This is a genomic window from Pseudomonas chlororaphis subsp. aurantiaca (assembly GCF_013466605.1).
Taxonomy (GTDB): domain Bacteria; phylum Pseudomonadota; class Gammaproteobacteria; order Pseudomonadales; family Pseudomonadaceae; genus Aquipseudomonas; species Aquipseudomonas chlororaphis_I.
In genome coordinates this window covers 617622-632001 of sequence record NZ_CP059162.1, presented here as the reverse complement: position 1 = coordinate 632001, position 14380 = coordinate 617622, and the positions used below count along the sequence as shown (strand labels likewise).

Sequence of the window (14380 nt, the reverse complement as noted above, 5' to 3'; positions counted from 1 at the left end):
CAATTATTTGAATTCCAACGCCAAAGCGGCACACCAGGCCTCGCCACGCGAGCCTTGCGACAACAAATGCAGGGAACGCCCGCTGTTATGCGGGCTAATGGTAATGGTCAGGTCCGGCTTTGGCAAAAAGCCCGCACCACGCTGGGGCCACTCGATCAGACACAGTGCATCACCCTCCAGGTAATCGCGGATGCCGAGAAACTCCAGCTCCTCAGGATCGACCAGGCGATAAAGATCGAAGTGGAAGGCCCGCACATCGCCGATCTCGTAGGGCTCGACCAGGGTAAAGGTCGGACTTTTCACCGCGCCGGCATGTCCCAGGCCACGGATGAGGCCCCGGGACAGTGTGGTTTTCCCCGCCCCCAGATCGCCTTCCAGAAAGATCACACCCACCCCTTGAGTGACCTGCGCCAGGCGCGCGCCAAAGGCGATCATGGCGTCTTCGTCTGCCAGATACAGGGTTATTTCAGACACGGTGATTGCTCCTCCAGCAACTGACGAATGACCGGGATCAGATCGCTGGCCGCCAGCCCCCGGCCCAATTTACCTTGATGCTCGCCCGCGACGGCATGCAGCCAGACCGCCAGGCAAGCGCTATCGAACGCCGACATCCCCTGGGCCAGCAGCGCCCCGACCAGACCGGCCAACACATCCCCCAGTCCCGCCGTGGCCATGGCTGGATGCCCGCGGTCGCAGCGGGCCAAGCGGCCATCAGGGCTGGCAACCAGGCTTCCGGCGCCCTTCAGGATGGTCACAGCTGTATATTTTTTGCTCAGCGCCCGAGCGGCAGCCGGGCGATCCGCCTGCACCTGCGCGGTGGAGATCCCCAACAGCCGCGCGGCTTCCCCCGGATGCGGGGTGATCACGCTACCCGGCGGCAGGGCCAAACCGCCCTTGGCCAACAGATTGAGCGCATCGGCATCCCAGACCTGGGGCCGCGGCGCATTGGCGGCGGCAGATAAAAGGCTGCGCCCCCAGGCCGCCTGCCCCAGCCCAGGGCCGGCCACGATGATCGAGGCCTGCTCCAGCAAGCCCATCAACTGGTTGGCCGAATCCGCGCCCAGGGTCATGACCTCCGGAATCCGGGCCAGAGCAGCTGGCACATGTTCGCTACGAGTCGCCAGCGAAACCATCCCGGCACCGCTGCGCAAGGCGCTCTCGGCGCAGAGCAGCGCCGCGCCGCCAAAACCGCGATCGCCGCCGATCAGCAACAGGTGCCCGAACTGACCTTTATGGGCGCTTGGCGCACGGGCAGCCAGCCGCGGCAATGTGCCAGGCGTCAGCAACTGAATGTCGGGTAAAGGGTGTTTTGTCTGCGGCATGCGTCTTCGGGCTCCGATGTCTGGCAGAATTATACGCACCTCAGCCCCGGTTTCTCTCGCCTCATGCCTGCCATTACCACCGATCTGCCCGCCCTCGCCCAATCGATCAAGGATTGGGGCCGCGAGCTGGGCTTTCAGCAAGTTGGCATCAGCGGCCTGGACCTGGCCGAGCATGAGCAGCACCTGCAGCGCTGGCTCGAAGCGGGCTACCACGGCGAAATGGACTACATGGGCGCCCACGGCAGCAAACGCTCCCACCCGGACGAACTGGTGCCCGGCACCCTGCGCGTGGTGTCCCTGCGCATGGATTACCTGCCCGGAGACACCCAGATGGCGCAGCGCCTGGCCCAACCGGAAAAAGCCTACGTCTCGCGCTACGCCCTGGGCCGCGACTATCACAAGCTGATCCGCAAGCGCGTGCAGCAACTGGCCGAGCGCATCCAGAAGGAAATCGGCCCGTTCGGCTATCGCGCCTTCGTCGACAGCGCCCCGGTGCTGGAAAAAGCCATCGCCGAACAGGCCGGGCTCGGCTGGATCGGCAAGAACACCCTGGTACTCAACCGCAAGGCTGGCAGCTATTTCTTCCTCAGCGAACTGTTCGTCGACCTGCCATTGCCGGTGGACGAGCCCCACGCCACCGAACACTGCGGCCGCTGCACGGCGTGCCTGGACATCTGCCCGACCAAGGCCTTCGTCGGCCCTTATGTACTGGACGCCCGGCGCTGCATTTCGTACCTGACCATCGAACTGAAAAACGCCATTCCCGAAGACCTGCGCCCACTGATCGGCAATCGGGTGTTCGGCTGCGACGACTGCCAGATCGTCTGTCCGTGGAACCGCTTCGCCCGCCCTTCCGGCGAAGACGACTTCAAGCCACGGCACAACCTCGACAATGCCGAGCTGGCCGAGTTGTTCATGTGGGACGAGGACAAGTTTCTCAGCAGCACCGAAGGCTCGCCGCTGCGCCGCGCCGGCTATGAGCGCTGGCTGCGCAACCTGGCGGTGGGGCTGGGTAACGCGCCGTCGAGCATTCCGGTGCTGGAAGCCCTGAAGGCTCGGCGGGATTACCCGTCAGAGCTGGTACGCGAACACGTGGAATGGGCGCTGAAACAGCACGCCAGCCGTCACTGCTCGTCGTTGTAGACGAACTTGGGCATTTCCCAGCGAAAACGGATCGCCAGCAAGCGCAGTAGGAAACCGCCGAACAGGGTGATGAGGATCGACTGCTCGCCGGGCAATTGCAGATGGATGCAGAGCATGTAGCACCAGGCCGCAGCGAACGAGACGCTGGCATACAGCTCGCGACGGAAGATCAGCGGAATATCGTTGCAGAAGATGTCCCGCAGGATGCCGCCGAACACCCCGGTAATCACCCCGCTGACCGATGCCACCACCATGCCATGGCCCATTTCCAGGGCGGTCATGCAACCGATCAGGGTGAACGCCACCAGCCCCACGGCGTCGAGCACCAGAAACAGCGAACGCAGGTGGCGCATCAAGGGCGCGATAAAGATGGTCACCAGGGCCGCGACCGAGGTCAGCACCAGGTATTCCGGATGCTTGACCCAGGTCAGCGGGTAATGCCCCAGCAGCACATCACGCACCGAACCGCCGCCCAGGGCCGTGACGCAGGCGATCAACACCACCCCGAACCAGTCCATGCCACGACGACCGGCGGACAAGGCGCCAGTCATGGCTTCGGCGGTAATGGCAATCAGGTAAAGCATCAGCAGCATGATGGCGGTCCTTACAGGAAGGCGCGCAGTCTACTCAGTTGCTGCTGGCACCAAAAGGGGGCGCTGACTGGAATTGCTGGGGACCCCGGCGCGATCTATCGCGGGCAGGCCTTGCGCGAACCTGTAGAAGCGAGGCTTGCCCGCGATGACGTCAGAACAGACGCCACCGGACCATCAGAGCTTGATGAAGTGCTTGCGGTAATGCTGCAGCTCGGCGATCGACTCGCGGATGTCGTCCAGCGCCAGGTGGGTGCTGCCTTTCTTGAAGCTGTCGCGCACATCCGGTGCCCAGCGGGCCGCCAGTTCCTTGAGGGTGGAAACGTCAAGGTTGCGGTAATGGAAGTAGCTTTCCAGCGCCTTCATATGGCGATACAGGAAACGCCGGTCCTGGCAGATGCTGTTGCCGCAGATCGGCGACTTGCCCTTGGGCACCCACTGCTCCAGGAAGGCGATGGTCTGCGCTTCCGCTTCAGCCATGCTGATGCGGCTTTCACGCACGCGCTGGGTCAGCCCCGAGCCACCGTGCTGGCGAGTGTTCCACTCATCCATGCCGGCGAGAATTTCATCGCTCTGGTGGATGGCGATGACCGGACCTTCAGCCAAGGTATTGAGATTGCTATCGGTGACGATGGTCGCCATCTCGATGATGACGTCGGTATCAGGGTTCAGACCGGTCATTTCCAGGTCGATCCAGATCAGATTCTGCGGGTTTTGCATGTGGGGGCTCCTCGGCGTAGTTGCGCAGTTTAGCCTAGAGGGACCTGCTGGCGTGCTAAACTCGCGACCGTTTTACCTAACCGCCGCATTCTCGACACGGAACACCAATGGCCAAACGCCAGCTCAATCGTCGCCAAAACTGGCGCATCGAAAAGATTCAAGGCGAACGCGCCGCCCGCGCCGCCAAACGTGAATCCTCTGCCGTGGAAGCCCTGGAAGGCGGCGATCTCGGTCCCGAACAGACCGGCCTGGTGATCGCCCACTTCGGCGTGCAGGTCGAGGTCGAGGCACGCGAGGGCGAACTGGCCGGCCAGGTGTTCCGCTGCCACTTGCGCGCCAACCTGCCGGCGCTGGTGACCGGCGATCAGGTGGTCTGGCGCCCGGGCAACCAGGGCATCGGGGTGATCGTCGCGCAACTGCCGCGCCATACCGAACTCTGTCGCCCGGACAGCCGCGGCCAACTCAAGCCGGTCGCCGCCAACGTCGACATGATCGTGATCGTCTTCGCCCCGCTGCCCGAGCCCCATGCCAACCTGATCGACCGTTATCTGGTCGCGGCCGAACATGCCGGCATCCGCCCGCTGCTGCTGCTCAACAAGTTCGACCTGATCGACGAGCAGAACGCCCCTGCCCTGAATACCCTGCTGGCGGTCTATCGGCAACTGGGCTATCCGGTGCTGGAAGTCTCGGCCCACCACGGCAATGGCATGGAACAGTTGCAGACGCAGTTGGATGGACGGATCAGCGTGTTTGTCGGCCAGTCTGGCGTGGGCAAGTCGTCGCTGGTGAACAGCCTGCTGCCGGACGTCGAAACCCGTGTCGGGCCTTTGTCGGAGCTGTCCGGCCAAGGCACCCACACCACCACCACCGCGCGCCTGTTCCACTTCCCGGGCGGCGGTGAACTGATCGACTCGCCGGGGATTCGCGAATTCGGCCTGGGTCACGTCAGCCGCGCCGATGTCGAAGCGGGTTTCATCGAGTTCAACGACCTGCTGGGCACCTGCCGTTTCCGTGACTGCAAACATGACCGCGAACCGGGCTGCGCCCTGCTCAAGGCCCTGGAAGACGGGCGGATCCAGCAGCAACGGATGAACAGCTATCGCTCGATCATCGCCAGCCTGCCGGACAGCAGCTATTAATAAGTAGCCACGCAGAAACAAAAAAAGCCGCGATGATCGCGGCCTTTTTTATGAGCACTCTTTAACAGAGCCTGCTTTTACCGATCACCGCGCAGCTGGAGGTGTGGCTGCAGGTGCCACCGCGCCTTCGGTCTTCGGCGCCGCATCATCGAAGATATTCAGTCGCTCGCGCAACTCATGGGCCGGCAAAGGCTCCTGCTCCGGCGGCAAGGCGTTCGGGTCGACCGGCACTTCGCCCGGGGCGCCCTGGCCCTGGGTCGGTGCCGGAGCCTCGGGAGCGACTTCACCTTCGATCGCGCGCTGGGCCTTCTTGGTCAGCACCACGATGTCGATACGCCGGTTGATCGGGTTGAACGGGTCCTTGCGATCGAACAGCGACGACGAGGCATAACCCACCACGCGAGCCACCTGACCGTCCGGGTAGCTGCCTGCCACCAGCGCCCGACGCGCGGCATTGGCACGGTTGGCCGAAAGCTCCCAGTTGCCGAAATCGCCGGTGCCCGCGTAAGGCTTGGCATCGGTGTGACCACTGATGCTGATCTTGTTCGGCACCGCCTTGATGGTGTCGGCCATGGCCAGCAGGATGTCCTCGAAGTACGGCTTCAGGCGCGCACTGCCGGAGTCGAACATCGGCCGGTTTTCCGAATCGATGATCTGGATACGCAGGCCGTCCGGAGTGATCTCGAACAGGATCTGGTCCTTGAACTTCTGCAATTGCGGGTTTTCTTCGACCTTGTTCTGCAACTCCTGCAGCAACAGCTCCAGACGCTCCCTCTCAACCTGCTCGGCCATGCTCTCGACCTGATCGGTATCGACCGTGACCTTGTCCGGCTGCGGCTGCGACTTGATCTCGGGGTTGAGCGTGTTGTCCGGCGCCAGCTCGGGAGAACCGCCCAGGTCGATGATGTAGGGCGTGCCGCTTTCCGAGAAGCCGATCGGGTCCTTGAAGTAACCGGCGATGGCGATCTTCTGTTCCGGGGTGGCGGTGGACAACAGCCACAGCACCAGGAAGAACGCCATCATCGCCGTGGCGAAGTCGGCGAAGGCAATCTTCCAGGCCCCGCCGTGATGCCCGCCGGCAAAGCGCTTGACGCGCTTGATGATAATCGGCTGATTGTTTTCCATGGCTTAGCGACCGCGAACTGCTTGTTCCAGCTCGGCGAAGCTCGGACGGTGCGCCGGGTACAGGACCTTGCGCCCGAACTCCACGGCCAGCGATGGCGGCATGCCGGAAGCCGAGGCCACCAGGGAAGCCTTGATGGCTTCGTAGACGTTCAGCTCTTCCTTGGCGTCGTGCGCCAGGGAATGGGCCAGCGGGCCGAAGAAACCGTAGGCCGCGAGAATACCGAAGAAGGTACCGACCAGCGCCGCACCTACGTGCAGGCCGATGGACTTCTGGTCGCCATCGCCCAGGGACGCCATGGTCACTACGATACCCAGTACCGCCGCGACGATACCGAAACCCGGCATGCCGTCGGCGATGCCGTTGACCGCATGGGACGGATGCTCGAGGTCTTCCTTGAGGCTGAACAGCTCCATGTCGAACAAGCCTTCCAGCTCGTGAGGAGCCATGTTGCCGGAGGACATGATGCGCAGGTAGTCACAGATGAACGCCGTCATGCGTTCATCTTTGAGCACGGACGGGTACTTGGCGAAAATCGGGCTGGCGGCGGCGTCTTCGATATCGCCCTCGATCGCCATCATGCCTTCACGGCGGCTCTTGTTGAGGATCTCGTAGATCAGCCCCAGCACTTCCAGGTAGAAGGTCTGGGAAAAGCGCGAGCCGAACATCCCCAAGGACTTCTTGAGCACGTGCATGGTCATGTAGCCGGGGTTTGCCTGCAGGAACGCCCCCAGCGCAGCGCCGCCGATAATCATGACCTCGAAAGGCTGGATCAGGGCGGCAATCTTGCCGTGAGAAAGCACGTATCCGCCGAGCACGCTCGCGAACACGACGATGATGCCGATAATTTTAGCCATAGGTAGGAAGGTACTTACTGAGTCGGGTTCAAGGTCATATTCGGAAGTTCTTAAAACTCTTCTTCTACTTATCGGCAAAACTGCGCCAGACTATAGGCCGTTAAGGCGAAAAGCCAGTTTGGCCCGCTCTGGGCGTGTTTACAGCAGACGATGATTGCGCCCAGCCATGTCTAATGAAACGACAGTCCCAACTACCGCCCCCCACTCCCTCGAATCCTGGATAAAGCTGCTTGACGCGGTCCGCTTGCCGGTGCCGCAAGCCAGCCACGACCGGGTCTGCAAAGCCATCAGGGACAATCGCAGCTCGTTGCGCGACATTGCCGACCTGATGCAGGACAGCCCCGCGCTGGCCTTGAGCGTGATTCGCGAAGCCAATCGCCACACCCACGGCAGCATGGGCGAGCCGGCCGAGAACCTCGAAGTCGCCCTCAACCGCCTGGGCCTCGCGCGTACCGAAGAATTGCTCGCCCGCCTGCCCGCCCAGCCCGAGCAGGAGATCCCGGTCGGGCTGCGCCAGTTGCAACTGATCAGCCAGCACGCGACCCAACAGGCCAACGGCTTTTTTGCCGGGCGCCTGGCCAGGCTCTGGCAGGACATTCACTGGGGCAGCCTGTTGTTTCTCTCGCCGCTGTGGCCCTTGGCGCTGACCTATCCAAAACTGCTCGAAGAGTGGGAGTTGCGGGTCGTCCACAAGGCCGAGCCGGCCCAGGAGGTCGAGCAGCAACTGTTCGGTGTCGGCCTGCTTCAGCTGGGCCAGGCCCTGGTGGAGATCTGGCACTTGCCGATCTGGGTACAGCAAGGCTACCGCCTGCTGATCGACGAGCAGGACCAGTTGGTCAAGGCCCTGCATATCGCCCGGGATAACGCCCACCCGCTGCACCAGCAACAATGCCTGGATGCCGACCCGACCCTGCAACGCTGGCTGAACCAGCCGGCCAACAGTGTGTTGCTGGCCAACGCCCTGGCCCTCTCGGCGCAAGAGTCCTGGACCGGCCCGCACTGCATGCGCTGGCAATACCTGACCAGCCTGTACCTGCAGATGTCGATGGACGAGCTGCAACAACAGCTGCACCAGCAAGCCGTGCAGAGTGCCCGGCATCACCGCATGCCCGACCTGTGGCACCCGGCCGAGGCGCTGCTCTGGCCCTGGGAGGCCCGGCGCATGCATCGCGGCGAGTTTCCAGTGCCCGCACCAACCGCCGAAGACCTGGCCAAATGGCGCAAGCAGTGCAGCGAGTTGCTGGTGGAACCCAGCCGTTTCAGCAATGCCATGCACCTGACCACCTTTGCCCGCGATGCCCTGGTGGCGTGCGGCATGCGCCGGGTGATGCTGCTGATGGTCGACCGCACGCGGACCCAGTTGCGAGTGCATCAGATCGCCGGGCTGCCTGCGCAAGCCTCGAGCCTGATGCTAACGATCAGTCAAAGCAGCGTATTGCAACGGCTGCTGGACGCCCCGGCGCAAGTGCGCCTGACGCCGACCAACAACGCCCGGTTCTCCGCCCGCCTGCCCACCAGCCTGCGCACGCTGTTTCGTGGCGAGCACCTGCTGATGCGCTCGGTGCCCAGCAATGGCCGGGTGATCATGCTGATCGTCGCCGACCAGGGCGGCCAGCCCTTCTCGGAAATCTCCGTACAAGCGTTCGGCAAGACCGCCCAGTGCATCGAAAAGGCCCTGCACAGCTTTACCAACCGCAGCCGCTGACGCTTGCGCTACAATCCTCCCCTTTGTGCCCTGGAGACCTCACATGCCTGACTTCTCTGGCTTGCCGCTGGTGATCGAGCCGAGCGACCTGCTCCCTCGCCTGGATGCCCGCGAACTGATCCTGGTGGACCTGACCAGCGCCGCCCGCTATGCCGCGGGCCATATCCCCGGCGCGCGTTTCGTCGACCCTAAACGCACCCAGCTCGGTCAGGCACCGGCGCCCGGGCTGATGCCACCACAGGCGGCCCTGGAAGCCCTGTTCGGCGAACTGGGGCATAACCCGGATGCGGTCTATGTGGTCTACGACGACGAAGGCGGCGGCTGGGCCGGGCGGTTCATCTGGTTGCTGGATGTCATCGGCCACTCCCGCTACCACTACCTGGATGGCGGGCTACTGGCCTGGCTGGCGGACGGCCTGCCGGTCTCGAGCGAAGTCCCGGCGGCCGTCGGCGGCCCTGTCGCCCTGACCTTGCACGACGAACCGACCGCCACCCGTGAATACCTGCAAAGCCGGCTTGGCGCGGCCGACCTGGCGATCTGGGATGCTCGCGGCCCGCTGGAGTACTCGGGGGAGAAAGTCCTCGCCGCCAAGGGTGGACACATTCCCGGCGCGATCAACTTCGAGTGGACGGCGGGCATGGACCAGGCGCGCAACCTGCGGATCCGCAGCGACATGCCGCAGATCCTCGAACAGCTCGGCATCAGCAAAGACAAAGAAGTGATTACCCACTGCCAGACTCACCATCGCTCTGGCTTCACCTATCTGGTGGCCAAGGCGCTCGGTTATCCGCGAGTCAAAGGCTATGCCGGTTCCTGGGGCGAGTGGGGCAACCACCCTGACACGCCCGTAGAGATTTAAGGTTTTAAGGACAGTTAATGAAAAAGCGTTTGTTTATCCTCAGCCAGTACCTGCTGCCTCACCACCTGCTGTCGCGCCTGGCCGGCTGCATTGCCGAGTGCCGCGTGCGCTGGTTCAAGAATGCCTTCACCGCCTGGTTCGCCAAGCGTTATCAGGTGGACATGTCGCAAGCACTGGTGGAAGACCTGACCGCCTACGAGCACTTCAACGCCTTCTTCACCCGCGCTCTGAAAGACGGCGCCCGCCCGCTGGACCAGACTCCGGGCGCGATCCTCAGCCCGGCCGACGGCGCGGTCAGCCAGCTCGGCCCGATCGAACACGGTCGGGTATTCCAGGCCAAGGGCCACAGCTTCAGCGTGCTGGAACTGCTGGGTGGTGATTCGGCCCTGGCGGCTCCGTTCATGGGCGGCGACTTCGCCACCATCTACCTGTCGCCGAAGGACTACCACCGCGTGCACATGCCACTGGCCGGCACCCTGCGAGAAATGGTCTACGTACCGGGGCGGATCTTCTCGGTCAACCAGACCACCGCGGAAAACGTGCCGGAGCTGTTTGCCCGCAACGAGCGCGTGGTGTGCATTTTCGATACCGAACGCGGCCCGATGGCCGTGGTACTGGTGGGCGCGATGATCGTGGCCTCGATCGAAACTGTCTGGGCCGGCCTGGTGACTCCGCCGAAGCGCGAACTGAAGACCGTGCGCTACGACGAAGCCGCCCGCGCACCGATCCACCTGGAAAAAGGCGCCGAATTGGGCCGCTTCAAGCTGGGCTCCACCGCGATCGTGCTGTTCGGGCCGGAGCAAGTGCAGTGGGCCGAAGAACTGGCGGCCGGCTCGCCGGTGCAGATGGGCCAGGGCATCGGCCTGGCCAAGGCCTGAGCTTTGGGCATAAAAAGCCTGACATAAAAAAACGCCGCAGATCGCGGCGTTTTTTTTTGCCTTGGATTCGGCTCAGAGCTGGCCGTCGCGATCGCGGAAACCCAGCAGATAAAGCACACCATCCAGGCCCAGGGTGGAAATCGCCTGCTTGGCCGACTGCTTGACCAGCGGCTTGGCGCGGAAAGCCACGCCCAGGCCAGCAATCGCCAGCATCGGCAGATCGTTGGCGCCGTCGCCGACCGCGATGGTCTGCTCCAGGCGCAAACCTTCCTTGGCGGCCAGCTCGCGCAGCAGATCCGCCTTGCGCTGGGCGTCGACAATCGGCTCGACCGCGACACCAGTCACCTTGCCGTCGACCACTTCCAGCTCGTTGGCGAATACGTAGTCGATCCCCAGCTTGGCCTGCAATTGCTTGGCGAAGTAGGTGAAGCCACCCGAGAGGATCGCAGTCTTGTAGCCCAGGCGCTTGAGTTCGGCGAACAGGGTCTCGGCACCTTCGGTCAGGCGCAGCGATGCGCCGATGGAGTCCAGCACCTTGATGTCCAGGCCCTGGAGCAAGGCCAGGCGCTCCTTGAAGCTGGCCTGGAAATCCAGCTCGCCAGCCATGGCCCGCTCGGTGATTTCCGCCACGCGGTCACCCACGCCGGCCGCCTTGGCCAGCTCGTCGATGACTTCCGCCTCGATCAGCGTCGAGTCCATGTCGAACACCGCCAGGCGGCGGTTACGACGGAACAGCGAATCCTCCTGGAAGGCGATATCGACATTCAACTCCTGCGCAACACTCAGGAACTCGGCGCGCAATGCCTGCGGATCGGCCGCTTCGCCACGCACGGAGAACTCGATGCAACCCTTGCCCTTGTCGGCCGGGGTGTCCAGCGGCATGCGCCCGGAGAGGCGATCGATATGGTCGATATTCAAGCCGTACTTGGCGGTGATCGAACTGACGCGCTGCAACTGCTCGGCGGTGACCTTGCGTGTCAGCAAGGTAACGATATGGCGCTTCTTGCCCTGGCCACCGACCCACTGCTGGTAATCCTCTTCGGAAACCGGCGTGAAACGGACCTGCTGGTCCAGCTCATAGGCGGTGAACAGAATGTCCTTGAGCACCGACGAGCTCTGCTCGTTGTCCGGAATCTCAACCAGGATGCCGAACGACAGAGTGTCGTGGATCACCGCCTGACCGATGTCGAGAATGTTCACACCACCCTGGGCCAGAACGCCGGTAATGGCTGCAGTGAGACCCGGACGGTCTTCACCGGTGATGTTTATCAGGACGATTTCGCGCAAGGCGCACCCCCGCAGGTGGAAAAAAACCGCATTCTACCCACTTTCAGTGACCATCGGGCACAGCCAGCGCTTTGCCGGTCTAGGGCCTGTCGCTATACTGCGCCTCAACTTCACGGACAAAAGAGCCGAGCTCAGTGAACCGGCCCACGCCAGTTAAAACCGATAACTTCTTCCTGCTGATCTTCCGTGCACTGCGTCATCGCCGTGTACCGATTGCATTGCGCATTGCCAGCCATAACGTGATCCTGGTCGCCCTGGCTCTGGTGATCTATGCCTGCGTGATGGGGCTGCAGTTCAAGCAGGCCATGCACGAACAAGCCGATGCGCTGGGTCAGAGCCTGACCACCCAGACCGCGACCTCGGCCACCGAGCTGTTGGTGTCCAACGACATCCTCAGCCTCAACGTGCTGCTGAACAATCTGACCAAGAACCCGCTGGTGGCCCATGCGGCGATCTACAGCGTGGACAACCGCATCCTCGCCGAAGCCGGTCAGCGCCCGAAAAGCAGCCTGCTGGGTGAAACCGAAGGCGTCTACCAGACCAAGATCACCTTCCAGGATGTGACCGCGGGCAACCTGCGCATCAGCCTGGACATGGAACAATTCCAGCAGCCGATGACCATCAGCCTGCAGAGCATGGGCATTCTCAGCGCCATCCTGCTGGCCTTGGCCCTGGCCTTGAGCCTGCGCCTGGGGCGGCACATCTCCACGCCGCTGATGCAACTGCGGGTCTGGCTGCGGGATATCGACGCGCACACCCCGGCCACCCAGCGCCAGGACGAGATCGGCGACCTGGCGCGCCAGCTGCACGCTAGCTTCGCGCCGGAGAAGATCGAGCCGGAGCCCGAACCGGAAGCCGAGATCGACGATACCGACTACGACGACAGCGAAGACGCGGAACCGACCTTCGAGGTGCGCAACCTGCGTGACCCGAGCTTCGACGAAAGCGCTCCGGTGGCCGGCCTGAAGCCCGCACCACGGCACGTGGTCAACGCCGAAGAGGATCTGGCCGACGATGAAGACCCGTTCGCCGATCTTCGCGACAGTTCGTCCACTGCGACCGCTGCCAAGCCGATCGTGAAACCCGTCGTACCGGCACAACCACAGCACAGCGCGGTACTGGCCGTGCAACTGGGCGCCCAGGAGCAACTGCGCCGCCTGCCCCGCGCCCGCCTGACGGAACTGCTGGAACGTTATCGCGATTGCCTCGACCAGGCCGCCTCGCTGTACCAGAGCGAACTGCACACCCTGAACGACGGCAGCACACTGATGCTGTTCCACAGCGAAGACAGCGGCGACGACTACCTGACCAACGCCATCTGCTGCGGCGAATTGCTGCGCGCCCTGGGCCACGCCCTGCAGATCGAAGTGGCCGACAGCGGCATCACCCTGCAGCTGCAACTGGGCCTGACCCTGGGCGACGGGCTGTTCGGCCTGAGCCAGATCGACCTGCTGCTGACCGAGACCGCCCAGGATGCCCTGGCGCTGTCCCAGCACAGCCGCAACCTGCTGCTGGTCGAGCGCAAGATCAACGATGACGCGCTGATTCGTCAGCGTGCGCGCATTCGCCCGATCGCCAGCCCGGAAGGCGCCTGCTGCGTCGAGCGCCTGATGGAGCCCTACCCATCGATGCTGGAGCGGCAACTGGCGCGGATGCACGAGAGCCGGGCCAAGCTGTAAGCCAGCCGCCCAACAAAAAGCCCGCAGCGATGCGGGCTTTTTGTTGGGCGTTGATCGGGATGACGCCATCGCGGGCAAGCCTCGCACCTACCTGCTTCTGTAGGGGCGAGGCTTGCCCGCTATAGCAATCTGCAGAACACCGCAGAGCGCCCGAGCTACCGAACAACTCTCCAGAAACGACAAAGCCCGCTGATCAGCGGGCTTTGTCCTGGAAGCGCAACACTCAGAAGCGGAACACTTCCATATCCGTGCGGATTGGCGTAGCCATCGGAATCTTCGGCTGCTTCTCCTGCTCGGCCGGTTTTGCCGCCGGCGCAGGCGCCGCCTTGCGCGGTACCTCGGCTACCGTCGGCTGGTTGGCCAGCGGCTTGAGGGCACCCGACAGCTGCTCGGCCAGGCGTTGCAGCAACACACCCTGGGCCTGGACCTGGGACGCGGTGGTACCGGCATGCTGCTCCTGCAGATGAACGATACGGTTGTCGCGCACCTGCCCACGGCGATCGATCAGGCGCCATTGCGCATCGAGAACCGCCGGTTGCGACGCGCCCGAATCCAGGCGAGTGATCGACAGCAGCACCTGCACATCCGGGGTGAAGCCGGTGCTTGCCGGCGCCAGCACAACCCGCTGGCTGTCCAGCTGGCCGGCGACCTGACGCAACAGCAACTGATCGATATCGGAAGACAGGCTGCCGGCCCAGCGACCGTCGGTCGAAGCCTGCAGGCTGCCGTCGTTCTGGCGTTGCAGCAAGGTTTCACGTTGCAGGTAGTCGGCAACCAGTACCGGCCCCAGCAATACAGCCATGCCAGCACTTTGTGCCGGCTGAGCTGGACTTCCGCTGTCCAGCTGATACAGCGACACCGGCTGGTGTACGCTGCAACCCGCCAGGCCAAGAACGCCAGCGAGCAAGAAAACAAGAGGAAGGCGCAGAGCAGTCATCATCCCATCCAGGTGGCGGCCACAAGGCTAGCCACAGTGTAAATACTCAAAATAACCCTGAATAACGCTCAGCCACGCCGGCGCTTGAAAGCGCATATCATCCGTGAATATGCGCCATGACTCCAGTGTTGTAGCGCCGTT

General features: G+C 63.3%; 14 protein-coding genes. 6 read left to right on the top strand and 8 right to left on the bottom strand.

Annotated features, from left to right (window positions below; genetic code table 11):
• Positions 1 to 3: 3 nt before the first annotated feature.
• Positions 4 to 474, bottom strand: coding sequence for a tRNA (adenosine(37)-N6)-threonylcarbamoyltransferase complex ATPase subunit type 1 TsaE (tsaE, locus tag H0I86_RS02780; RefSeq protein ID WP_009041903.1), 471 nt, complete (start codon positions 472 to 474; stop codon positions 4 to 6).
• Complete coding sequence (locus H0I86_RS02775; RefSeq protein WP_180923945.1) at positions 462 to 1322, bottom strand: NAD(P)H-hydrate dehydratase; 861 nt, start codon at positions 1320 to 1322, stop codon at positions 462 to 464. The genes tsaE and H0I86_RS02775 overlap by 13 nt, the downstream gene beginning before the upstream one ends.
• A 63-nt stretch (positions 1323 to 1385) precedes the next feature.
• Here H0I86_RS02775 and queG point away from each other — a divergent pair, with 63 nt between their 5' ends.
• The gene (gene queG / locus H0I86_RS02770; protein ID WP_180923943.1) at positions 1386 to 2465 is read left to right on the top strand and encodes a tRNA epoxyqueuosine(34) reductase QueG; all 1080 of its coding nucleotides are present in this window, start codon (positions 1386 to 1388) and stop codon (positions 2463 to 2465) included.
• Here the strand turns inward: queG and H0I86_RS02765 are convergent.
• The gene (locus H0I86_RS02765; protein ID WP_180925781.1) at positions 2447 to 3061 is read right to left on the bottom strand and encodes a trimeric intracellular cation channel family protein; all 615 of its coding nucleotides are present in this window, start codon (positions 3059 to 3061) and stop codon (positions 2447 to 2449) included. The two genes, queG and H0I86_RS02765, sit on opposite strands and share 19 nt — an antisense overlap.
• 171 nt (positions 3062 to 3232) lie before the next feature.
• Complete coding sequence (gene orn / locus H0I86_RS02760) at positions 3233 to 3775, bottom strand: oligoribonuclease (protein ID WP_007921399.1); 543 nt, start codon at positions 3773 to 3775, stop codon at positions 3233 to 3235.
• Positions 3776 to 3882: 107 nt separating this feature from the next.
• On the opposite strand from orn, the gene rsgA reads away from it, so the two are divergent.
• Positions 3883 to 4914, top strand: coding sequence for a small ribosomal subunit biogenesis GTPase RsgA (gene rsgA, locus H0I86_RS02755; protein WP_180923942.1), 1032 nt, complete (start codon positions 3883 to 3885; stop codon positions 4912 to 4914).
• A gap of 84 nt (positions 4915 to 4998) precedes the next feature.
• Here rsgA and motB read toward each other — a convergent pair whose 3' ends face one another.
• Both motB and motA read right to left on the bottom strand, forming a co-directional pair.
• Entirely contained in the window at positions 4999 to 6039 is a 1041-nt protein-coding gene (gene motB, locus H0I86_RS02750) for a flagellar motor protein MotB (protein WP_180923940.1), read from the bottom strand.
• A 3-nt stretch (positions 6040 to 6042) separates the two neighbouring features.
• The gene (gene motA, locus H0I86_RS02745; RefSeq protein ID WP_023970209.1) at positions 6043 to 6894 is read right to left on the bottom strand and encodes a flagellar motor stator protein MotA; all 852 of its coding nucleotides are present in this window, start codon (positions 6892 to 6894) and stop codon (positions 6043 to 6045) included.
• Positions 6895 to 7060: 166 nt separating this feature from the next.
• On the opposite strand from motA, the gene H0I86_RS02740 reads away from it, so the two are divergent.
• Genes H0I86_RS02740 through asd form a run of 3 tightly spaced genes read left to right on the top strand, consistent with a single transcriptional unit; the run spans position 7061 to position 10336 of the window.
• Positions 7061 to 8599 (top strand): HDOD domain-containing protein, encoded by a 1539-nt coding sequence (locus tag H0I86_RS02740; protein ID WP_180923938.1) that lies wholly within the window; start codon positions 7061 to 7063, stop codon positions 8597 to 8599.
• Between the two features lie 43 nt (positions 8600 to 8642).
• Complete coding sequence (gene rhdA / locus H0I86_RS02735) at positions 8643 to 9458, top strand: thiosulfate sulfurtransferase (RefSeq protein ID WP_038582587.1); 816 nt, start codon at positions 8643 to 8645, stop codon at positions 9456 to 9458.
• Between the two features lie 17 nt (positions 9459 to 9475).
• Positions 9476 to 10336 carry an archaetidylserine decarboxylase gene (gene asd / locus H0I86_RS02730; RefSeq protein ID WP_180923937.1) on the top strand — a complete coding sequence of 287 codons (861 nt, stop codon included), beginning with the start codon at positions 9476 to 9478 and terminating at the stop codon, positions 10334 to 10336.
• Between the two features lie 72 nt (positions 10337 to 10408).
• Here asd and serB read toward each other — a convergent pair whose 3' ends face one another.
• Entirely contained in the window at positions 10409 to 11623 is a 1215-nt protein-coding gene (gene serB, locus H0I86_RS02725) for a phosphoserine phosphatase SerB (protein ID WP_180923935.1), read from the bottom strand.
• A gap of 134 nt (positions 11624 to 11757) precedes the next feature.
• On the opposite strand from serB, the gene H0I86_RS02720 reads away from it, so the two are divergent.
• Positions 11758 to 13302 carry an AhpA/YtjB family protein gene (locus H0I86_RS02720; protein ID WP_180923933.1) on the top strand — a complete coding sequence of 515 codons (1545 nt, stop codon included), beginning with the start codon at positions 11758 to 11760 and terminating at the stop codon, positions 13300 to 13302.
• A 223-nt stretch (positions 13303 to 13525) separates the two neighbouring features.
• Here the strand turns inward: H0I86_RS02720 and H0I86_RS02715 are convergent, their stop codons facing one another.
• On the bottom strand, positions 13526 to 14239 hold the full coding sequence (locus H0I86_RS02715; protein WP_007921414.1) for a PqiC family protein: 714 nt from the start codon (positions 14237 to 14239) through the stop codon (positions 13526 to 13528).
• Positions 14240 to 14380 lie beyond the last annotated feature (141 nt).